Genomic DNA, 20,989 nt, shown 5'->3' on the forward strand with positions numbered 1-20,989 from the left:
GCCTGGAGCGCGTGTCGGGTCAGCGCGCCAGCGCCAGGTCTCCGGCGATGTGGCGCGCCGCTGATCCGAGGCGCTCTGCGGCGTCCGTTTCGCCTGCACGCGCGGCATCTTTGGCCTGCTCGAGGTCCGGCGTCGAACCCCACCCGAGCTCGGCGCAACCGGCCGCCCAGACCGCGTCGGCGAGGCGAGCGTCGGAGGCCGCCTGCGCCTGGGCGGAGAGCGCGATGAGGTCCGCGAGGGCGGCGACGGCGGCAAGATCGCCGGCGTCGGCCAGGCGCTCGAGCCCGAGCGCGTAGAGGCGGTCGCCGGCCAGCAGCGCGAGGTCGTCGTCCTCGCGCGACATGAGCCGCGGCTCGCCGTAGTGCAGGAGGTAGCCCTCACGTACTGCTTCGATGACGAGCGGGAGGTCGGCGATGTGACCGGCCGCGCGCGGCGCGGACGCGATCGCGTCGCCGTAGGGCGTCGGCGCGTCGACCTCCTGCCGCAGCGCCGCGGCCAGCAGGCCGCCGTCGTCGCGGACGAGCTGCGCGAGGCGCTGGAGGATCAAGCGAGCTCGGCGAACGCGGCGTTGACCGCGTCCAGCGTCCGGTCGAGGTGGGCCGAGGTGTGCGCCAGCGACGGGAACCACGCCTCGTACTGCGACGGCGGCGGGTAGACGCCGCGCGCCAGCAGGGCGCGGCAGAACGCCGCGTAGGCCTCGTGGTCGCAGGCCCGCGCGCCGGCGTAGTCGCGCGGCGCGGTCTCGGCGAAGAACACGGTCAGCAGGCCCGGGACGCTGTTGACCGACACCGCGACGCCGTGGCTCCCCGCGGCGTCGCGCAGCCCGGAGGCCAGGGCCTCGGTGATCGCGCCGAGGCGCAGGTAGGCCGGCTCGTCGAGCAGGCGCAGCGTCGTGAGGCCGGCGGCGACAGCGAGCGGGTTGCCGCTCAGCGTCCCGGCCTGGTAGACGTCGCCGGCGGGCGCGATCCGCTCCATCAGCGCGCGCTTGCCGCCGTAGGCCGCGGCCGGCAGCCCGCCGCCGATGACCTTGCCCATCACGGTGAGGTCCGGTGCGACGCCCTCGCGCTCCTGCGCGCCGCCCTCGGCGACGCGGAAGCCGGTGATCACCTCGTCGAAGATCAGCAGCGCGCCGTTCTCGTCGGCCTGGTGGCGCAGGAGGTCCAGGAAGCCCTCGACCGGCGGCACGAGGCCCATGTTCGCCGGGTACGGCTCCGCCAGCACGGCGGCGAACTCGTTGTCGGCGAACGCCTGGGCGACGGCCTCGCCGTCGTTCCACCCGACGATCACGGTCTCGTGCGTCGCGGACTCCGGGACGCCCGGGCTCGCGGGGATGCCGGCGGTCGCCAGGCCGCTGCCGGCCTCGGCGAGCAGGCCGTCGACGTGGCCGTGGTAGGCGCCGGCGAACTTGAGGAGCTTGGTCCGGCCGGTCGCGGCGCGCGCCAGGCGGATCGCGCTCATCGACGCCTCGGTGCCCGACGACGTCATCCGGACCATCTCGACCGACGGCATGCGCCGCGCGATCTCCTCGGCGAGGTCGACCTCGCCGGCGGTCGGCGCGCCGAAGCTCGTCCCGCGGTGGGCGGCGGCGACGACCGCGGCCACGATCTCCGGATGCGCGTGGCCGTGGATCAGGGGACCCCACGAGCACACGTAGTCGACGTAGCGGTTGCCGTCGACGTCGACGATCTCGGCGCCGTCGGCGCGGTCGATGAAGATCGGGTCGCGGCCGATGGCCTGCATCGCGCGGACGGGCGAGTTGACGCCGCCGGGAAGCCTCTGCAGCGCCCGGGCGTAGAGCTCCGCGGACTTGGCGTCGGTGAGGGAGACGCTCATGATGATGGTCTTGCTCGCTCGGTCGCGCGCGGGTCAGGCGCCGACACCGGCGTGCTCACGCTCCCACCGCTTGAAGTCGTCGGTGAAGTAGAGGAGCCGGACCTTCTTGAACTCGGTGGAGGAGTAGAGCGTCGCGCGCTCCTGGATGCAGCCGACCTCGGCCTCGACGGCGTCGAGGATCGCGTCGCACTCCTCCTTGGAGCGGCCGTGGGCCATCGTGAACAGCTGGTAGGGCCAGTCGCCGTAGGTGGGGCGCTCGTAGCAATGGGAGATCCCGCGGAACGCGGCCATCTTCGATCCCGCCTCCAGCACGCGGTCGTCCGGCACGCGCCAGACGCCCATGCCGTTGGCCGAGAAGCCGGCGCGGCGATGGAAGAGGATCGCGGCGACGCGGCGCAGCAGGTTGCGCTCGACCATGCCCTCGAGGTGGGCGACCAGCTTGTCGACCGGGACGCCCAGCTCGCGCGCGGCCGCGGCGTAGGGCTCGGAGACGACGGGCATGTCGCCCTGCGTGGCGCGGATGACGGCCTTGTCGAAGTCGTCGTAGGGCTGCGGGTCGATCTCGACGGGGGCGACCGCCTCGGCCGACTTGGCCAGCGCCTCGGTGTCGCCGGACATCTCGAGGTCCATGCGGATCTTGAACAGCTTGAGCGTCGGCAGCTGGCGCACGGACTCCGCGCCGGTCTCGCGCTTGAGGACCTCCAGCGTGCCCTCCAGGCCAAGCGCGGAGTCCGGCTCGGTCGCGACCGTGAACCACATGTTGAACTCGTGGTTGCGCAGGTAGTTGTGCGAGACGCCGGGGTGCTCGTTGATGATCTTGGCCGGGCGCCACGGATGCTCCGCGTCGACCTTGGCGGCCACGAGCATCGACTGGTAGCCGAGCGCGCGCGTGTCGTAGATCGGGGTGACCTGGCGGATGATCCGCTGCTCGATCAGCTCGGCGACGCGCTTGAGGACCACGTCCTCCTCCACGCCCAGCGCCGTGGCCACCTCCGCGTACGGCCGCGGGACGATCGGGAAGCCGCCCTGCATGCTGTTCAGCAGGCTCTTGTCGAATGCGTCGAGCGGGACGGCGGCGCCGTCCTTGCGCGAGCGGATCTTCGGGGTCACTGCAGCCATGCGGCGGCGTCCTTCGCGTAATAGGTGATGACGATGTCGGCGCCGGCGCGGCGGATCGCCGTGAGCGTCTCGAGCACGGTGGTCCGCTCGTCCATATGACCAGCGGCCGCGGCCGCCTTGATCATGACGTACTCCCCACCGACGTGGTACGCGACGACGGGCATCCGGGTGGCCTCCTTGACGCGCCAGAGCACGTCGAGGTACGGCACGGCCGGCTTGACCATCACCATGTCGGCGCCCTCCGCGACGTCGAGCGCGACCTCGCGCAGCGCCTCCTCGGCGTTGCCCGGATCCATCTGGTAGCTCTTGCGGTCGCCGACGCTGGGCGTCGAGCCGGCGGCCTCGCGGAACGGGCCGTAGAAGGCGGAGGCGTACTTGGCCGAGTAGGCGATGATCGGCGTGTCGGTGAAGCCCTCGGCGTCGAGGCCGGCGCGCAGCGCGCCGACGCGGCCGTCCATCATGTCGCTCGGCGCGACCGCGTCCGCGCCCGCGCGGGCGTGCGAGACCGCGGTGCGCGCGAGCAGCTCCAGCGACGCGTCGTTGTCGACGACGCCCTCGGGCGTGAGGCGGCCGCAGTGGCCGTGGTCGGTGTACTCGCAGAGGCAGACGTCGGTGATGACGACCAGGTCGGGGTGCGCGGCCTTGATCGCGCGGACGGCGAGCTGGACGGCGCCGTCGTCGTCCCAGGCGCCGGAGCCGTCGCCGTCCTTCTCGGCCGGGATGCCGAAGAGGATCACCGCGGGGACGCCGAGCGCGAACGCCTCGCCGGCCTCCTGGACCGCCGACGTCAGGCCGTGGCGGTCGACGCCCGGCATGGACGCGATCGGGGAGCGGCCCTCCAGGCCCTCCTCGACGAAGATCGGCAGCACGAGGTCGGACGCGGCGAGGGTGGTCTCGCGCACGAGGTCGCGCAGCGCGCCGGTGCGGCGCAGGCGGCGTAGGCGGGTGGCGGGAAAGGCGGCGGGCATCGCCCATCAAGCGTAGAAGGTCGCCGCCGCCGGCTCAGCCGCAGCACCACCCGGAGAGGCGCGCGGCGCGGCCCGCGGCGAGCGTCCGGGCGCGGTCGACCGTGCGGCCGCGCAGGCCGATCAGGTCCCAGCCGTCGACGCCGGGGCGGTCGGCGGCGAGCCAGTCGCCGTGGGGCGACCAGGCGATCGCCCGGATCGCGCCGGGGTCGGCGAGGACCACGGTGCCGTCCTGCAGGGCGACCTCGGTCTGCGCCGGCGGCGTGGCGCGGCGGCGGATGACCGCGTAGCCGCCGCGGCCGCCGGGGCGCGACGCGATCGCGACGTTCACGCTGCCGGTCGCGCGCGGCGTCCGGGCGCGGCGGCGGCCGGTCGCGCCGTCGAGCGTGATCACGCGGTCGCGCCCCAGGACGAACAGGCGCCGGCCGCCGGCCGACCACGCCAGCCCGCGGGGCCCGTGGGCCACGCGCACTCGCCAGAGGACCCGACCGGAGTCGACGTCGCGCAGCGTCACGCGCGCGGCGGCGTCGACGGTGGCGAGGCGCTCGGCGGAGGTGGCGGGCTGCCAGGCGGGCCGGACCGGGCCGGAGGCGGCGAGGACATGCGCGCCCGTGCCGTCGCCGGCGATGACGTCGAGGTCGCGACCGGCGCGGTAGGCGACGCGGAAGCCGGACGGCGACCACGTGGGCCACCGGATCGCACGGTCCTCGGTGTGCGTCCAACGCCGGCGGCCGTGGACGTCGACCGCGACGAGCGTGCGGCCGCGCGCGGCGATCGCGAAGCGCCCGTGCGGCGACCAGCCGGCGGCGTCGACCGGGCCCAGCAGCTCGCGCGGCGCCGCGCCGAGGCCGAACCCGAACAGGCCCTGGTCGGCGACCGCGAGCAGCCGGCCGCCGCCGGGCAGCGGCGCGTACCGCGACGCCGACCGGTGCGGCGCGGGCTGCGGATCGCGACCGGTCAGCTCCGACAGGCGCGTGCCGACCCATTCCGCGGTGGCCCGGCCGGGCGCGGTCAGGCCGAGCGCCAGGATCGTCGCGACGAGCACGGCCGCGAGGGCGACGGCGAGCGCGCGCGACGGGCCGTGCACGCGCGAGGCCGTGGCCGGTCGCTCGGCCAGCGCGGCGCGCGCGACCGCGAGGGCCCGGCGCCGCGCGTCCTCCTCACCGGGCACGCGCAGGCGGTCGAAGCGCGGCGGGCTCATCGGTCCACCTCGCGCGAGAGCGTGTCGAGGCCACGGCGCAGGCGGGAGTTGACCGTGCCGCGGGGCACGCCGACCACGGCCGCGATCTCCGAGGGCGTCAGCTCCAAGAGGTGGCGCAGGACGACGACGATGCGCTGGTCGTCGGGCAGTGCGGCGATCGCGGCCAGCAGCTCGGGCTCGGGCGCGAGCGGCGACGGCGTTGCGGAGGCGACGTGCTCCAGCGCCGAGTCCTCGACCTCGCGCCGCAGCGCGCGTGCGCGGGTCGCGTCGATCGCCCGGCGGGCGACGATCGTGCGCAGCCAGGGGCCGACGGGCCGGGACCGGTCGAAGCGATCGAGCGCGCGGACCGCGGCCACGAAGCCCTCCTGCGCGATGTCCTCGGCGGCGTGCGCGTCGCGGACGATCAGGTAGGCGGCGCGGTAGGCCGCGGGCCAGTGGGCGGCGAACAGCGCGTCCAGCGCGCCGACCTCTCCGCGCAGCGCGCCCCGAACGGCCGCGCGCTCGGCGCGCGGCGTCAGCGCGCCCCCGGGGCGAGCGCCTCGCACCGGTCCGGCCCAGCGGATCGCCTCCGGCCGCGCGTCCATGTCCCCTCACTACGGCCGGAGGGACCTCAGCGGTCCCCGTCGCGCGCCTCCCAGTCCTCCAGCGTCAACGCGAAGATGTCGTGGTCCTCCCAGCTCCCCGCGATGTTGAGGTACTTGAGCGCGCGGCCCTCGCGCCGGAAGCCGGCCTTCTCGACCACGCGGATCGACCGGACGTTGCGCGGGATCACCGCCGGCTGCACGCGGTGCAGCCCCGCGTGGCGGAACGCGAACTCGCAGATCAGCTGCGCCGCGCTCGTCGCGTGCCCGCGGCCGCCGACCGTGGCGCTCACCCAGTAGCCGAGCGTCGCGTTGCGCCACGCGCCGCGCACGACGTTACCCAGCGCGATGCGCCCGATGATCGCGTCGCCGTGCTCGCGATCGAGCACCGCGAACGCGTATCCGGTCCCGACGTCCCACGCCTCGACGTCGCGGCGCAGCGTCTCGATCTGCCCGGCGCGCGTGAAGTGGGCCTCCGCGTGGATCGGCTCCCACGGCTCGGTGTGCGCCCGGTTCGCGACCACCGCCGCGGCGAACTCGACGGCGTCGTCGACGACCAGCGGCCGGATGGCGGTCAGCTCCGCGTCGAGACGGATCCTCGGTGGCATGTGGCCGAGCACGGGGCGAACGTAGCAGGGGATTCGCCGAGATGGCCTCAGCCGTCGAATCGCGAAAGCGCGAGCCGCGCCAGCACCGACCAGCCCAGGACCAGGGCCACCAGGTGCGCCAGCGCGGCGCCCAGGCCGCCGGCGTCGTTGAGCGCCGCGTCCGCCGCGTCCAGCGCCGCCCGGAACGGGAAGAGCGCCGACACGACGCGGATCGCGTCGTACAGGCCGGACGCCACGGCGCCCGACGGCACCAGCGCCAGGAAGGCGATCGGCAGCGCCAGCAGGATCGCCAGCAGCGACGCGGCCCGGACCTCGCGCGCGACCGCGCCGATCGCCACGCCGAAGGCCCCGAAGGCCAGCCCGCCGGCGACCAGCGCGACGACCCACAGCGGCGACCGCGACCAGTCCAAGGACACGAACAACGACACGCCCGCCGTCATCGCCAGCGTCACGGCCGCCGCGCAGCCGGCCGACAGCACGACCTTCTCCACCAGCAGCCCGGTGCGCGACACGAGCCCGCGCACCAGCCGGGCGAACGCGTGCTCCTCGCGCTCCAGCGCCAGCATGCCGGCGGCCAGCAGCACGCAGATCAACATCAGGGACATGGTCACCGCGACCGTCACGGCGAACGAGTCCAGCGGCGTGCGCCGGCCGGAGATCACCTTCTGGTCGACCTTGACCGGCGTGGCCAGCGACGACAGCACGACGTCGGACAGGTCGAGGTTGTCGATCGCCAGCCCTGCGAAGCGCGAGACGCGCTCCAGCGCGTCGCGGTCCGGCGAGCCCTGTGGCGTGCGCGTCAGGACCGAGTCGACCAGCGCCTTGGACTTCTTCAGCCCCGCGATCTCGAAGTCCTTGCCCAGGACGGAGAACTTGCCGCCCTGGAGCAGGATGTCGAGGTAGCCGGCGGCGATCTGCGTCAGCTTGCCGGCGACGGCCTTGTTGAGGTCCGCGACGCGCGCGTTGATGGTGGACTCGACGAACTGCTGCTTGACCGGGTCCTCGGCGTTGTACAGGACGTCGACCGTCGGCTTGGGGCCCTTGCCCGACAGCGAGATCGTGCGCTGCAGCCGCTCGATCAGGTCCTTCGGGACCACGATCGCGGCCAGCACGTCGCCGTCCTTGACCTTCTGCTCGGCCTCGGCCCGCGAGTGCACGGTCACCGGCTCGATCGACGCGAACAGCTTCTGCGCGTAGTCGCTCGGGTCGACCGTCGTGCCGGCGACCGACACGCTCTGCGAGGAGTCCGGCAGCTCGTTGAGGATCGCCACCCGCGGCTTGTCCGGCCCCTTCGAGAGCGCGAGCCCGATCAGCACCGCGATCAACACGGGGTAGACGACCAGCAACCCCACCAACAACGGCGAGCGCCTCAGGATCCGGAGGTCCTTGAGCAGGAGGAACGGGACACCCCTCAATGGCCGCGCTCCCGCAGGAAGGCCACGAAGGCCGCCTCGAAGTCGTACTCGTCGCTGCCGACCGCCTCGTGCAGGCCGGCCGGCGTGCCTTCGAAGAGCAGCTCGCCGTCGGCGAGGACGAGGATGCGGTCCGCGTAGCGCTCGGCCTCGGAGACGTTGTGGGTGGTGAAGACGACGGCGGTGCCGCCGCGGGCCAGGCCGGCGACGAACGTCCACAGCCGCTCGCGCTGGCGCGGGTCCAACGACGACGACGGCTCGTCGAGCAGCAGCACCTCGGGATCGGCCAGGAGCCCCGCGGCGATGTTCACCCGTTGCTTGTTGCCGCCCGACAGCGTCCCGAGCTCGTCGCCGGCGCGGTCGCGCAGGCCGGTCACCTCGAGCATGCGGTCGACGACGCCCGCCGGGTCGTCGACGCGCTCCAGCCGCGCGAACAGCGCCAGGTTCTCGGCCACCGTCAGCTTCGCGTAGACCGCGGGCTGCTGCGGCACCCAGCCCACGTCGCGCGGCTCGCGCGACACCGAGCCCGCCGACGGCGCCAGCACGCCGCCGAGGATCGACAGCAGCGTCGTCTTCCCGGCGCCGTTGGGCCCGATGATCGCCAGCGTCTCGCCCGGCGCGACGCCGAACGAGATCCCGCGCAGCGCCTCCCGCGCGCCGAAGCTCCGGGTCACGGCCCGGGCTTGCAAGGCAACGCCGGCGGTCACCGGCGAGAGGGTACTTCCGCCGCCGCCAGCGCGGCGCCGCACGTGCGGCAGAACGCGTCCGTCCGGGCCGCGACCGCGCCGCACTCGTCGCACGTGCGCGGCGGCGGCTCCGGCCCCGCCGCCCCGCCGGCCATCCCGAGCACCGGCCCCGACCGCGCCCAGGGCTCCAGCGTCAGGTGCCGCCGCAGGTACACGACCGTCTCGCGCACCATGGCCGCGATCGGCAGCGACAGCAGCGCGCCGAGGAACCCGTACGCCTCGCCGCCCAGCAGCAGCGCGAAGATCACCAGCAGCGGGTTGATGCGCAGCGTGTGGCCGAAGATGTAGGGCGCGACGACGTGCCCCTCCAGCTGCTGGAGCGCGACGAAGAAGATCCCGAGCCACAGCGCGGTCAGCGGGTCCTGGAACAACGCCACCAACAGCGGCGGCAAGGCCCCCAGGAACGGCCCGACGAACGGCACCAGCTCCATCAGCCCGAACCACGCGCCGAACGCGAAGGCGTACGTCTTGCCGTCCGGGAACACACCGGTCACGCCGAAGACGTACATCCCCACCCCCGCGCCCGTGCCCATCGCCACGCTGAACAGCAGCTGCCCGCGCAGGTAGCTGCCGACCGCGCGCTGGATCCGCGTCGGGAAGTCGTCGGCCTCCGTGCCGTCGCCGGGCGGCATGACCGACCGCACGAGCGCGCCGATCCGCTCGCCGTAGATCAGCATGTACACCGACAACACGACGACCAGCAGCAGCCCGAGGCCGGCGGTCACGACCGTCTTGAGGATCTCGCCGCCGAAGTTGACGATGTCGCTCGTCCCGCCGACGACCTTCTCCTGGAGCGTCTGCAGCGCGGTCTCGCCCTGGCGCTTGACCTCGACGTTGATGCCCTTGCGGTCGAAGTAGGCCTGGAGGTCGGCGAGCCGGTCGTTCGCGTCGTCGACGATCCGCGGGACGTCCTCGCCGAACTTCTGCGCCTGGTCGGCGACGGGGTTGGCCAGCAGGACGCCGATCCCGGCCACCGTCAGCAGCAGGCCGAGGTAGACCACCAGGATCGCCATACCGCGCGGGACCCGCCGGCGCTGGAGGAACGCCACCATCGGGTTGAGGATCAGCGCGATGACCGCCGCGACCGTGAAGGCCAGCAGCACGACGCCGGCCGCCTTCGCGATCAGGTAGAGCGCGACGACCAGCAGCGGGAGCGCGACGAGCTGGATCCAGCGCGGCACGATCACCCTCTGAACCGACGACGGGTCCAGGCCGGGCTCGGCCGGCGGCTCGCCGTCGAGCGGATCGTGCCCTTCCCACTCCTCCGTCTCTGTCGGGTGCTCGGTGCTCATCGCCTCCGTCCGCCAGAGTATGCGACGTGCCCGCTGCCCCGACCATCCTGTTCGCCGGCGACCTCGTCGGCGGACTCGGCCGCCGAACGCTGCTCGGCCTGCTGCCAAGCCTGCGTGAGCGCTACGCGCCCGACTTCGTCGTCGTCAACGGCGAGAACATCGCGGGAGGCCTCGGGATCACGCCCAAGCTCGCCGACGAGCTCTTCGCCGGCGGCGTCGACGCCATCACGCTCGGCAACCACACCTACCGCCGCCAGGAGATCAACGCCTACCTGGACTCCGGCAAGCCGATCGTGCGCCCGGCCAACTACCTCGCGTCGCAGCCCGGCAAGGGCTTCACGATCGTCGAGAAGGGCGGCGTCCGCCTCGGCGTCGTGAACCTGTCCGGCAACCTGCACCTGCGCGCCGGGCGCGTCGCGTTCCTGGAGATCGACAACGTCCTGGCCGAGCTCGACGGCAAGGTCGACCACGTCCTGGTCGACATGCACGCCGAGCTGACGAGCGAGAAGATCGCGATGGGCTGGTACCTCGACGGACGCGTGACCGCGGTCGTCGGCACGCACACGCACGTCCCGACCGCCGACCTGCGGGTGCTGCCCGGCGGGACCGCCTACATCACCGACGTCGGGATGACCGGCCCGCGCGGCGGCGTGCTCGGCGTCAAGAAGGAGCAGTCGATCCAGTCGCTGCGCACGCACATGAACGTGCGCTTCGAGACCAGCGAGGACGACCCGTGGATCAACGCGGTCGTCATCCGGTGCGCGGAGCAGCCGCGACGCGCCGCGGCGATCGAGCAAGTGCTCGCGCCGTGGCGGCCAGCGCCAGCAGCAGGATCGCGTTTCTGACGCCGACGAGCACCAGCCACCGGTCGTGCTGGTGCACGACGTCGAAGTAGTGGTTGGGGAACCAGAGCTGCGTCGTCAGCGACGCGAGGGCGGTCAGCGCGGCGCCCAGCGGGGCGCCCCGGACCGCCGCGACCGCGGCGAGCGGGAGCATCCAGCAGACGTACTGCGGCGACAGCACCTTCCCGAACGCGACGAACGCGACGACGATCGCCAGCGACGCGATGACCAGCGCGTCGCGGGACGGACGCCGGGCGACCAGCGCGATCAGCCCGACGCTCGCCGCGAGCAGCGCCAGCGTGCTGAGGACGCCGATGACGTCGGCCGCGCCGCCGTCCAACCCGTTGGACTTGAAGCGGTCGTGGCGGATCGGGTCGCCGGTCACGTAGGAGCCGCCGACGACCTCGATCACCGAGGCGGCCGTCGACTCGATCTGCACCGGGCGCTGGAGGTGGAACTTCACCATCGTCGACGGGAAGCCGCCGAGCGCCACGAACGGCACGGCCGTGACCGCGATCACCGCCAGGAACACGACGCCCGACCGGACCGCGAGACGGCGCTCGTCGCGGCCGAGCAGCCAGGCGAAGGCGACCACCGCGATCGCGCCCGGCCACAGCTTCGTCATCGTCCCGAGCGCGAGCACGGCGAACCCGGACTCGACCATGTGCTTGCGGTTGGGCGGCGCCACGATCAGCCACAGCCCGACCATCGCCATGGCCGCCGGGAGCAGGTCGAAGTGCGTCCGGACCAGCGCGCCGGCGACCGGCGGCACGGCCACCGTCAGCCAGCCGGCCTTCCAGCCCCCGATCTCCCACGCGCACAGCAGGCAGACCACCGTGCACGCGAGCATGAGCAAGGACATGCGATCGGGGTCGCCGCCCGCGATGACGATCGGGATCAGCGCTCCGGGCGGGTACTCGAACTCGAAGTCCCGGAACGGCACGAGCCCGTGCTCGAAGATGAAGAAGTGGTACTGGTCGTAGACGTACAGGTCGCCCAGCCGGTCGCTGCTGAACGGCCCGTGGTGCGTGAACAGCAGCCAGACGCCCAGCAGCGCCACGACGCTGAGGATCAGGCCGGGTCGGCGATCCGATAACGCGCGAAGAGGGCGACGATCAGGAACGGGAAGAACCACACGAGGTAGAGGTAGAACCAGTAGTCGAGCCCCAGCTGCAGCGCGACGACGACCGCCGTGGCGACCGCCGCGAGCCCCACGATGTCACGTCGGCGCGGCAGGAACGCCGCCGCGACGGCGAACAACCCGGCCAGGACCTGCCAGACGTGCTCGAGGCCGCGCAGGTCGTGCAGCCCCCAGATCGAGAACGGCGCGTTGCGCTCGGCCTGGAAGGCGATCGTCCGGTCGTAGATCGTGTGCAGCGACTCGCCGCGCAGCAGGACCGGCAACGACACCAGCAACGCGACGAAGACGAACATCGCGACGAACTCGAGCACGGTCTTCAGCCAGCGCCCGCGCGGGGCGCCGTGCGTCGCCATCAGCGGCGCGAGGCCCAAGGACCCGAACTTGGTCAGCCCCGCGAGCGCGGTCACCGCGCCGCGGGCGGCGGGCGAGGCGGCGACGTACAGCGTCAGCGCCGCGAACATCGCGACCATCGCGTCGTTGGTGTTGCAGTTCAACACGTACAGGCTGAACGGCCACGCCGCCCACAGGTACGTGAGCACGACGCCGAGCCCGGGGCCGCGGATCCGCCGCCCGGCCATGAACAGGAACAGCATCGTGAGCAGGTCGAAGACGACGGATGCCGCGTGCGCCGCCGGCAGGTCGTCCCAGCGGCCGCTCCACGGGAGGGCCTGCTCGAACGGGACATAGGCCTCGTAGGCGACCGGCCCGTAGGTGTCGCCGTGCTCGTCGTCCTTCGGGAAGTTGTCGTACAAGGGCTTGCCGTCGACCAGCCGGTCCGCGCCGATGACGCCCGAGTAGCCGACGTCGATCACGTTGGAGGCGTTGACGTTCAGCCCTATCCGGAAGCCGATCAGGAAGACCAGCGCGACCGCGAGCCAGACCGGCGAGACCCACAGCGGCAGCACGCGGCTCGGCGCCTGGCCGTCGGCGTCGAGCCGCGACCGGCGCCGGAACCCGATCAGGAGCGCGCGTATCAACACGTACGCCAACAACCCGGTGGCGACCGGGACCGACGCGTGGATGTTGGCGTCGTTGAAGAACGCGACCGAGACCCCGAAGCCGACCAGCACCAGCAGGTCCAGGTGCAGCCACTGCGGACGGCGGCGCAGCGAGAGGAACGGCGCGACGAACAGGATCGACATGGGGATCCAGACCCATGGCGAGTTGACCTTGCGCCCGAACGCGCCCGGGTACCCGCGCGCCATCGTCCACGCGACCTGCGGGCCGGTCCACGCCTCGACGATCGCGCCGGTCGCGTCGTTGACCTTGACCTGCGCGATCTCCTTGCGGTCGCTCCCGGTGCCCGGCGTGAACCAGCTGACCTGCCAGTCGTTGGGACCCTTGAGGAAGACCTCGGGCTTGGCCTTCGGGTACTGCTTCAGCGCCGCGGCGACCTTGGGGCTGCGCGCCGCGATCGTCTGCGCCTGCTGGCCGACGAGCCGGTGGCCGAGCGGCGTGCCCGCGAGGCTGTCGACCCGGCTGAGGCCGTTGGGATCGGACGGCGCGGTCGGCAGCAGCGTGCTGGCGCTCGACGTGACCGTCGCGGTCTGGCCGTTCTGCGCCGGCGCCACCGCCGGTGCGGTCGCGATGCCCAGCAGGACGCCGACCAGCGCCAGGACGGCGAGCACGCCCGGGAGGCCGCGCCTCACTCGTCGAACGTCCAGAGCTTGTTGCCGACGAAGTTGCACGGCGTCGCGGCGGCCACCGCGATCGCCTGCGCCAGGAGCTCCTTGACGTCGGCGCCCGTGACGAGCGCCTCGAGGACGACGAAGTTGACCGCGAACGCCGCGACGCTGACGACCAGGAACCGCACGGCCTGCTGGCCGGCGTGGCCGGCGCCGGCCTCGAACGTCCAGTGCCGGTTCCACCAGAAGTTGTTCGTCACGGCGACCAGGAACGCGATCACGGCGGCGACGCGGAAGTCCAGGTCCAGCGCATGCACGCAGAGCGCGAACGTGATCAGGTTGACGACGTATCCGCTCGCGCCCACGGCCGTGAACCGGGCGAGCTGCCACCAGTTGTCAGCGTCGCGCACGCCGTGGCGCACGCGATCGCGGCGGCGCAGCCTGTCGAGGGCGTCGGACAAGGGCCAGGAGGCTACGTCACGCGGCGCCGAAGTGGGCCAACACCATCGGCGCGACATCCGTGATCGACCAGGCGCCGGGACCGGTCCCGGCCGGCGCGTCGACGCCGCAGAACGCGAGCGCGCCCAACGAGTCGGAGTGGTGCAGCGACCCGTGGCTGCCGCCGCCGACGTGGTCGCCGCCGCCCCAGTCGGGGAACTCGTAGCCGGGCGCGGCGCTGAGCAGGACGTCGCCGGACGTCGGGCAGGTCAGCGCGGCCCAGACGCGACGCAGCGCGTCGGGGTAGTCCGGGCTGGCGAAGGCGCCGTCGGAGACGGAGGCGTTGAGCGCCTCCAGGTCGCCCGCGACCGTCCAGGCGTTCCCGCGCGCGTCGCGGACGTCGCCGCCGCTGCGGAAGCGCAGCTCCCCGCGCGCCGGCGCGCGGACCACCGCGTCCTCGCCGTCGCGGTAGGCCATCACGTCCACGCCGGGGATCGCGGCCGCCGCCTCCACGACGCGCGGGATCGTCGCGGGGCGTGCCTCCTCGACCAACCCGTACACCATGGCCGCCCGCTGGTTGGGGCACAGCGCCAGCTCGGCCTCGTCGACCGCGCTGCCGCCCGGGCCCGCGACGGCCCATTCGGAGAACGCGCCGCGCAGGTCGATCGTCCGCTCGACCGCGGCGTGCGAGTGATCGGCGCAGACGACGACCGCGTGGGTGTCCAGCAGCCGGTCGATGCCGCCGACCGCGTCGGCGACGCGCATGATCTGCTGGTCGGCCGCCGCGATGGACGTCGGCTGCGCGTGCGGGCCGTTCTTGTGCGAGTGCGTGTCGTTGTCGGGCAGCGACAGCAGCAGGAAGTCGTACAGGTCGCGCGCGGCGAGCCAGGCGCCGACGCAGCCGGAGTGCTGGTCGCGGATCCCCGGCAGGCCCATCTGCGAGCGGCAGCCCGTCTGGCGGCTGGCGAAGATGTCGGCGTAGAAGAGCTCGCGCGGCCCGAGCACCGGCTTACGGAACAGCTGGCCGGCCAGGCGCGTCAGCGCCGTCTCGCGCGACACGGCGTGCTCGTGGCGGCCGCGGTAGACCAGGTACGTGGTCCCGGCCGTCCGGACCCCGGCGTCGTCGAGCGTCTCGTAGACCGTGGGCGTCTCACGGCTCAGGTGGGAGCCATTGAGGTTGTACACCGTGTCGGTCAACTGCTTGGCGATGCCGAGCTTGCGCGCCGCCCGGAACGACGAGCCGTACTCGACGTAGCGGCGCTCGTCGCGCTTCCACCAGTTCATCCCCGCGATGTGGTGGCGGTCCTGCAGCGTGCCGGTCGCGATCGCCGTCGCGCACACCGGGGTGACCGACGGGAACGCGGCGCACAGCTCCGGCACGAACGCCCCGCGCTCCATGATCGCGGCGAGCGCCGGCGCCTCGCCACGCTGCACCGCCCGCTCCATCATGGAGGGCTTGGCGCCGTCGAGGACGACGAGGAGCAGGCGCGTCATGCCAGCGTCAGCGCAGGATGCGCAGGCCGGCGTACTTCTGGTCGCTGCGGCGGCGGCCGGTGACCAGCAGGGCGATCAGGAAGCCGATCGCGACGATCGCCAGCGGCGGGAACAGAATGCTCGCGCCGGCGACGACGGCGCCCGTGATCTCGCCGTAGAACGGCAGCGCCGCGGCGGCGCTGGCGTCCCCCGCGCTCGCGAAGCGCGCGCGGACCCGGCCGAAGAGCGAGCGCGACACCGAGCTGGCCAGCAGCGCCACGGCGGCGCCGGCGATCAGGCCGTACCACCACGTGGCGTGGCGGTCGTCGATCGACGCCGCGCACAGGAGCGCGCCGAGCCCGATGCCGATGCCGGCCAGCGCGGCCTCGCCGGGGGGCGTCTCCAGCATCTGGCGCAGGAAGATCGAGGCCACCAGCGCGATGACCAGCACCAGCAGCCAGACCGGCGATTCGAGGAACGCGAACGACGTGCCGTCGAAGTCGACGCCGAGGTCGGCGGTGGCGAGCGCGCCGGTCAGCAGGGCCGGCAGGAACGGGCGCAGACCGGTCGCCGAGGCGACGCCGAGCCCTTGGAGGATGTCGAGGACGAGCTTCATCGGTACCGTTGCCCGGGACCATGACAGACCGAAGGACCGAAGGTCCCGACGGCGAAGGGGACCCGGGCATGCCGCGCTCTCGCCGACCTCAGCGCGCCGCCGCCCACGAGCTGGAGCGGTACGCCGGCCTGTTCGCCGCGCGCACGCGCGCGATGAAGTCGTCCGCGATGCGCGACCTCATGGCCGTCACCGAGCGCCCCGAGGTCATCTCGCTCGCGGGCGGCCTGCCCGACACCTCGACGTTCCCGGCGGAGTCCTTCGCGGCGATCATGTCGCGCGTGGCCGCCGCGAACACGGCGGCCGCGCTGCAGTACGGGCCGACCGAGGGGCTGGGGATCACCAAGGAGGCGATCCAGCACGTCATGCGCGCCGAGGGCGCCGAGGTCGACCCCGAGGACATCCTCGTCACGACCGGCGGCCAGCAGGTCATCGACCTGGTGTGCAAGACGCTGATCGACCCGGGCGACGTGATCGTCGCCGAGGCGCCGACCTACCCGGGCGCGATCCCGTCGTTCTGCTCCTACCAGGCCGACGTCGTCCAGATCGAGATGGACCGCGACGGGATGCCGATCGACGTGCTGGAGGAGACGCTCGACCGCCTCGAGCGCGAGGGCCGGCGCCCGAAGTTCATCTACACCATCCCGAACTTCCAGAACCCGGGCGGCGTGACGATGTCGCTGCCGCGCCGCAGGCGGCTGGTCGAGGTCGCCGCCGAGCGTGAGCTGCTCGTGCTGGAGGACAACCCCTATGGGTTGCTCCGCTACGAGGGCGATCCGCTGCCGACGCTGCTCCAGCTCAGCGGGGGCGACTTCATCATCTACCTCGGCACGTTCTCCAAGATCCTGTCGGCGGGCCTGCGCCTGGGCTGGGCGGTCGCGCCCGCGCCGGTGCTGCAGAAGATGAACATGGGCAAGCAGGGCGCGGACCTGTGCTCGTCGTCGTTGACCCAGCACTTCGTCTCGCAGTACTTCCACGAGGGCCACTGGGAGCCGTACCTGCAGTCGCTGCGCGGCCTGTACGAGGGGCGGCGCGACACGTTGTTGGGGGCCTTGGCCGAGCACTTCCCGGCCGAGGCGACGTGGACCCAGCCCGAGGGCGGCCTCTTCGTCTGGGCGACGCTGCCGGCCGAGATCGACACCACCGACCTGCTCGCCCGCGCGCTGCAGCGCAACGTCGCGTTCGTGCCGGGCCGCGGCGCCTACCTGGACGGCCGCGGCGGGTCGTCGATGCGCCTGAACTTCTCCGGCGTCGGCGACGCGGACATCCGCGAGGGCGTGCGGCGCATCGGCGAGGTCATCGGCGAGCAGCTCGAGCTGTTCGGCGCGCTCACCGGCGCCAGGCCGGCGCCGGCCGCGCCGGAGCGCGAGGCCGCCGCGGCGCCCGACGCCGACCTGGCCGACGTGCTGCACCTGCCGCGCAAGGACGGCGGCGAGGCGAGGCGCTCGTCCTCGGACCGCCGGCCTCGATGAGCCGCGTCGCGGTCCTGAAGGGCGGCCGCTCGCTGGAGCGCGAGGTGTCGCTGCGCTCGGGCGCGCGCGTCGAGGACGCGCTGAAGCGCCTGGGCCACGAGGCGATCGGGATCGACGTCGACCACGACCTCGTCCGCCGGCTGCGCGAGCTGACGCCCGACGTCTGCTTCCTGGCGCTGCACGGCCGCGACGGCGAGGACGGCACGATCCAGGAGCTGCTCGAGATCCTCGGCCTGCCGTACACCGGCTCGGGCGTGAGCGCCTGCATCCGCTGCGCCGACAAGGTCCTGGCCAAGCACCACATGGTCGACGCCGGGCTGCCGACGCCCGACTTCTTCGCGTTCACCGAGACAGCGTTCAAGCAGCTCGGCGCGGCCGAGGCGCTGGGCGAGATCGCCGATCGGATCGGCTTCCCGATGGTCGTCAAGCCGGCCGACCAGGGCAGCGCGCTGGGCCTGCGGATCGCCGCCGACGCCGCGGCCGTGCCGGGGGCGCTGGTCGCGGCGCTGTCGTACTCCAACAAGGTGCTGCTGGAGCGCTACGTCGCGGGCCGGGACCTCGCGGTCTCCGTCCTGGACGGCGTCGCGCTGCCGATCGTCGAGGCCGTTCCCGAGACGGGGATGTACGACTTCGACGCGCGCTACGAGATCGGCCGCTCGCACTTCGTCTGCCCGGCCGACCTGCCCTGCGACGTGACGGCGCGCGCGCAGGAGCTGGCCGTGGCCGTGCACGAGCTGCTGGGCTGCCGCGACGTCTCGCGTGTCGACATGCTCTGCGACGCCGACGGCGGCCTCCACGTGCTGGAGGCCAACGTCATCCCCGGCCTGACCGGGACCTCCCTGCTGCCGCAGGCGGCCGACGCGGCCGGGATCGGCTTCGACGACCTGATCGGCAGGATGGTCGAGCGAGCGTCCGCACGCGGACGCGCCACGACCGCCTAGCGCCGCGGCACTAGCTGTCGCTGGCGAAGTCCTCCGGGGAAACCTGGTCCAGGAACTCCTTGAAGCGGTCCACGACCTCTTCGGTGTCCTCGACCTCGTGCTCGAACTCGATCGCCGACTCGGCGATGACCTCCTCGGCGGCGAAGATCGGGGCGCCGGAGCGCACGGCGATCGCCAGCGCGTCGGACGGCCGGGAATCGATCTCCACGTCGCGCCCGGCGACGTTGAGGGTGATCGACGCGAAGAACGTGTTGTCGCGCAGCTCGGTGACCGAGACCTGCGTGCACTTGACCTCGAGCTCGCCGAGCATGTCGCACAGCAGGTCATGGGTCATCGGTCGCGGCGTCGTCGCGCCCTGCAGCTTCATGAGGATCGCCGCCGCCTCCGGATGTCCGATCCAGATCGGCAGGAACTTGTTGCTGTCGACCGTCTTCAGCAGCACGATCGGCTGCTTGCCGACCATGTCAAAAGAGACGCCATAGATGACCATTTCCTGCACGAGAAGAGCTCCTCGGTGGTGTCTCGCCAGTATAGGCGGGGGTCGCCGCCAGCCCCGGCCCCGGGGCGGGTCAGGCCCCGCGCGCGGCTCAGGCCGCGCGGCGCGCCGCGAGCGGCGGGACGGCGATCGCCAGGACCGCGATGTCGTCGCGGCCGGCCGCGGTGGCCTGCAGCGCGACGGCGCCGTCGGCGAGCCGGTCGACGAGCTGCCCCGGGCTGTCGGAGCGGTGGCGGTCCAGCGTGGCCTGCACCCACTCGGCGCCGAGGACGTCGCTGTCGTGGCCGACGTCGGTGAGGCCGTCGGTGTGCAGGAGGATCGTGTCGCCGGGCGTGAGCGTGACGACCTCGTCGGCGAGGTCGGGGTCCGCGAACGCGCCGAGCACGCGGCCGCCGCCCGCGCGGACCGGCATGACGCCCTGGGCGTTGCTGACGATCGGCGGCGGATGGCCCGCGCGGGCGAGCGTAAGCGTGATCCGGGCGTGATCGGACGCGTCGAGCAGCCCGAAGATCGCCGTGCAGAACCGCGAGCCGGTCGGGTCGTGCTCCAGCAACGCCTCGTTGAGCACGCGCAGGACCTGCGCGGGCTGAGCGTGGAGCATCGCCGCGGTCCGGACCGTGTGGCGCGCGAGCGCGGTGAGCGACGCGGCCTCGGCGCCCTTGCCGCAGACGTCGCCGATCACGACGCCCCACCGATCGCCGGGCAGCGCGAAGACGTCGTAGAAGTCGCCGCCGATGCCGTCGCTGCACGCGCGGTAGCGGGCGGCCAGCTCGATGCCGGGGATGACCGGGAGCGCCGTGGGCAGCAGCGACTCCTGGAGCACGCGCGCGACGCGGTCACGGTCGGCGAAGGCCCGGTTGCGGGCCTCGATCTCGCGCTGGGCCTCGGCGTAGAGGCGCGCGTTCTCGATCGCGACCGCGGCCTGCGCGGCGATGCCGGCGACGAGCTGCTCGTGCTCGGCGTCGAACCGGCCCGGCTCGGGGTGGCCGAAGAACAGGCCGCCGGCGACGCCGCCGTCGGAGGCGACGACCGGCGCCGCCAGGTAGGACCGGACCGGGAGATGCCCTTCGGGCATCCCGTGGTGCGGAGCGTTGCGCCCGTAGCGCGGGTCCTCGAGGACGTCGTGGAGCCGGACGATCCCCTCACCGTTGAACGTCGGTGCGAAGATCGCCGTGTTGCGCGGCATCGGGAAGCGCGCGAAGGCCTCGCGCGGCACGCCCGAGAGCGCGTACAACATGTAGGACTCGCCCGCGGGGTCGACCACGTTGTAGAAGAACGCCCCGAAGCTCGCGCGCGTCAGCTCGGTGGCCGCGTCGGTGGCGAGCTGGACGATCTCGGCGAGGTCGAGACGCGAGGCGATCGCCTGCCCGACGCGGTGCAGCGCCTCGGCGCGGTCCTTCTCGCGCAGCAGCGCGGTCTGCGCGCGATCGCCCTCGATCGCCAGCGCGGCGGCCTGCTGGAAGGCGTCGAGGACGTCGCGGTCGCCGTCGGCGGGCGCCGCCGGGTGGCGGTGGTAGATCGCGAACGTGCCGAGCACGACGCCGCCCGTGCCGAGGATCGGGACCGACCAGCAGGCGGCGAGGCCGGCCTCCTCGGCGAGGTCGCGGTAGTCGTCCCACAGCGGGTCGGTCGCGATGTCGGTGACGATCACCGGCGCGCGCCGGTAGGCGGCGGTCCCGCACGAGCCGACGGCCGGGCCGACGCCCGTCCCGTCGATCGCCTCGTTGTAGCTCGCGGGCAGCGACGGCGCGGCGCCGTGCACGAGCCGGACGCCGTCCTCGTCGAGGAGCAGGATCGAGGCGATCGCGCCCGTGTCGGAGTGCTCCTCGACGAGCCGCACCAGCGCTTCGAGGACCGTGCCCAGCGGCGCACGGCGGGCGATCAGCTCGAAGACGTCCTTCTGGCCGCGCAGCAGTGCGAGCAGCCGAGCGTCGCTCGCCGCCACCGGGCCGCCATCCGTGGCCTCGGGAGCCTCCATGAGGCGCACGATAACCAGACCGCGCCGCCCTGCGGGAAAGCTCACGCCGGCACGCGCCGTCCCGGCGCAAAGCGCTGCAAGGACGACGAAGGCCCCGGGAGTGCCGGGGCCTTGCGAGTGGGCGATCCAGGATTCGAACCTGGGACCTCTTCCTTATCAGAGAAGCGCTCTAACCGACTGAGCTAATCGCCCGGGGCGGAGCGGAAGTGTAGC

The 20,989-nt window shown here is 73.1% G+C and carries 20 protein-coding genes and 1 tRNA gene; 3 read left to right on the top strand and 18 right to left on the bottom strand.

The window, feature by feature from the left end; genetic code table 11:
- Positions 1-19: 19 nt before the first annotated feature.
- From DSM104299_RS29160 to DSM104299_RS29205, 10 genes are read right to left on the bottom strand one after another with little or no spacing between them, the layout of a single operon-like run.
- Positions 20-547: a hypothetical protein gene (locus tag DSM104299_RS29160; RefSeq protein ID WP_272475194.1), complete on the bottom strand. Its 528-nt coding sequence runs from the start codon at positions 545-547 to the stop codon at positions 20-22.
- Positions 544-1,833: a glutamate-1-semialdehyde 2,1-aminomutase gene (gene hemL, locus DSM104299_RS29165; protein WP_272475195.1), complete on the bottom strand. Its 1,290-nt coding sequence runs from the start codon at positions 1,831-1,833 to the stop codon at positions 544-546. The genes DSM104299_RS29160 and hemL overlap by 4 nt, the downstream gene beginning before the upstream one ends.
- 33 nt (positions 1,834-1,866) lie before the next feature.
- The gene (gene ahbA, locus DSM104299_RS29170; RefSeq protein ID WP_272475196.1) at positions 1,867-2,952 is read right to left on the bottom strand and encodes a siroheme decarboxylase subunit alpha; all 1,086 of its coding nucleotides are present in this window, start codon (positions 2,950-2,952) and stop codon (positions 1,867-1,869) included.
- Entirely contained in the window at positions 2,940-3,920 is a 981-nt protein-coding gene (gene hemB, locus DSM104299_RS29175; RefSeq protein ID WP_272475197.1) for a porphobilinogen synthase, read from the bottom strand. The genes ahbA and hemB overlap by 13 nt, the downstream gene beginning before the upstream one ends.
- Positions 3,921-3,954: 34 nt before the next feature.
- On the bottom strand, positions 3,955-5,118 hold the full coding sequence (locus DSM104299_RS29180) for a WD40 repeat domain-containing protein (protein ID WP_272475198.1): 1,164 nt from the start codon (positions 5,116-5,118) through the stop codon (positions 3,955-3,957).
- The gene (locus DSM104299_RS29185; RefSeq protein WP_272475199.1) at positions 5,115-5,702 is read right to left on the bottom strand and encodes an RNA polymerase sigma factor; all 588 of its coding nucleotides are present in this window, start codon (positions 5,700-5,702) and stop codon (positions 5,115-5,117) included. Before DSM104299_RS29185 ends, DSM104299_RS29180 begins: the two co-directional genes overlap by 4 nt.
- 26 nt (positions 5,703-5,728) lie before the next feature.
- Positions 5,729-6,319: a GNAT family N-acetyltransferase gene (locus DSM104299_RS29190; protein WP_272475200.1), complete on the bottom strand. Its 591-nt coding sequence runs from the start codon at positions 6,317-6,319 to the stop codon at positions 5,729-5,731.
- Positions 6,320-6,354: 35 nt separating this feature from the next.
- Positions 6,355-7,722, bottom strand: coding sequence for an ABC transporter permease (locus DSM104299_RS29195; protein ID WP_272475201.1), 1,368 nt, complete (start codon positions 7,720-7,722; stop codon positions 6,355-6,357).
- On the bottom strand, positions 7,719-8,426 hold the full coding sequence (locus DSM104299_RS29200; protein WP_272475202.1) for an ABC transporter ATP-binding protein: 708 nt from the start codon (positions 8,424-8,426) through the stop codon (positions 7,719-7,721). Before DSM104299_RS29200 ends, DSM104299_RS29195 begins: the two co-directional genes overlap by 4 nt.
- Positions 8,423-9,757, bottom strand: a complete 1,335-nt coding sequence (locus DSM104299_RS29205; protein WP_272475203.1) for an AI-2E family transporter — start codon at positions 9,755-9,757, stop codon at positions 8,423-8,425. The genes DSM104299_RS29200 and DSM104299_RS29205 overlap by 4 nt, the downstream gene beginning before the upstream one ends.
- A 26-nt stretch (positions 9,758-9,783) precedes the next feature.
- Here DSM104299_RS29205 and DSM104299_RS29210 point away from each other — a divergent pair, with 26 nt between their 5' ends.
- A complete protein-coding gene (locus DSM104299_RS29210; protein ID WP_272475204.1) occupies positions 9,784-10,602 on the top strand; it encodes a TIGR00282 family metallophosphoesterase in 819 nt (272 codons plus the stop codon).
- Here the strand turns inward: DSM104299_RS29210 and DSM104299_RS29215 are convergent.
- Genes DSM104299_RS29215 through DSM104299_RS29235 form a run of 5 tightly spaced genes read right to left on the bottom strand, consistent with a single transcriptional unit; the run spans position 10,508 to position 15,892 of the window.
- Positions 10,508-11,659: a glycosyltransferase 87 family protein gene (locus DSM104299_RS29215; protein ID WP_272475205.1), complete on the bottom strand. Its 1,152-nt coding sequence runs from the start codon at positions 11,657-11,659 to the stop codon at positions 10,508-10,510. The two genes, DSM104299_RS29210 and DSM104299_RS29215, sit on opposite strands and share 95 nt — an antisense overlap.
- Before the next feature lie 11 nt (positions 11,660-11,670).
- Positions 11,671-13,389, bottom strand: coding sequence for a glycosyltransferase family protein (locus DSM104299_RS29220; protein WP_272475206.1), 1,719 nt, complete (start codon positions 13,387-13,389; stop codon positions 11,671-11,673).
- On the bottom strand, positions 13,386-13,826 hold the full coding sequence (locus DSM104299_RS29225) for a GtrA family protein (protein WP_272475207.1): 441 nt from the start codon (positions 13,824-13,826) through the stop codon (positions 13,386-13,388). Before DSM104299_RS29225 ends, DSM104299_RS29220 begins: the two co-directional genes overlap by 4 nt.
- Before the next feature lie 16 nt (positions 13,827-13,842).
- Positions 13,843-15,297 (bottom strand): alkaline phosphatase family protein, encoded by a 1,455-nt coding sequence (locus DSM104299_RS29230; protein WP_272475208.1) that lies wholly within the window; start codon positions 15,295-15,297, stop codon positions 13,843-13,845.
- A 7-nt stretch (positions 15,298-15,304) separates the two neighbouring features.
- Complete coding sequence (locus tag DSM104299_RS29235; protein WP_272475209.1) at positions 15,305-15,892, bottom strand: DUF4126 family protein; 588 nt, start codon at positions 15,890-15,892, stop codon at positions 15,305-15,307.
- Positions 15,893-15,960: 68 nt separating this feature from the next.
- Between DSM104299_RS29235 and DSM104299_RS29240 the strand changes: the two genes are divergently transcribed.
- Together DSM104299_RS29240 and DSM104299_RS29245 are read left to right on the top strand one after the other, a co-directional pair.
- The gene (locus DSM104299_RS29240; protein WP_272475210.1) at positions 15,961-17,361 is read left to right on the top strand and encodes an aminotransferase-like domain-containing protein; all 1,401 of its coding nucleotides are present in this window, start codon (positions 15,961-15,963) and stop codon (positions 17,359-17,361) included.
- Positions 17,358-18,302, top strand: coding sequence for a D-alanine--D-alanine ligase family protein (locus tag DSM104299_RS29245; protein ID WP_272475211.1), 945 nt, complete (start codon positions 17,358-17,360; stop codon positions 18,300-18,302). The genes DSM104299_RS29240 and DSM104299_RS29245 overlap by 4 nt, the downstream gene beginning before the upstream one ends.
- A 10-nt stretch (positions 18,303-18,312) precedes the next feature.
- Here the strand turns inward: DSM104299_RS29245 and DSM104299_RS29250 are convergent, their stop codons facing one another.
- The 3 genes from DSM104299_RS29250 to DSM104299_RS29260 form a co-directional block, all read right to left on the bottom strand.
- Positions 18,313-18,792 (bottom strand): bifunctional nuclease family protein, encoded by a 480-nt coding sequence (locus tag DSM104299_RS29250; RefSeq protein WP_272478119.1) that lies wholly within the window; start codon positions 18,790-18,792, stop codon positions 18,313-18,315.
- Between the two features lie 97 nt (positions 18,793-18,889).
- Entirely contained in the window at positions 18,890-20,776 is a 1,887-nt protein-coding gene (locus DSM104299_RS29255; RefSeq protein ID WP_272475212.1) for a GAF domain-containing SpoIIE family protein phosphatase, read from the bottom strand.
- A gap of 118 nt (positions 20,777-20,894) precedes the next feature.
- Positions 20,895-20,968 (bottom strand) — tRNA-Ile (locus DSM104299_RS29260).
- Between the last annotated feature and the right edge of the window lie 21 nt (positions 20,969-20,989).

This window comes from Baekduia alba (assembly GCF_028416635.1).
Taxonomy (GTDB): domain Bacteria; phylum Actinomycetota; class Thermoleophilia; order Solirubrobacterales; family Solirubrobacteraceae; genus Baekduia; species Baekduia alba.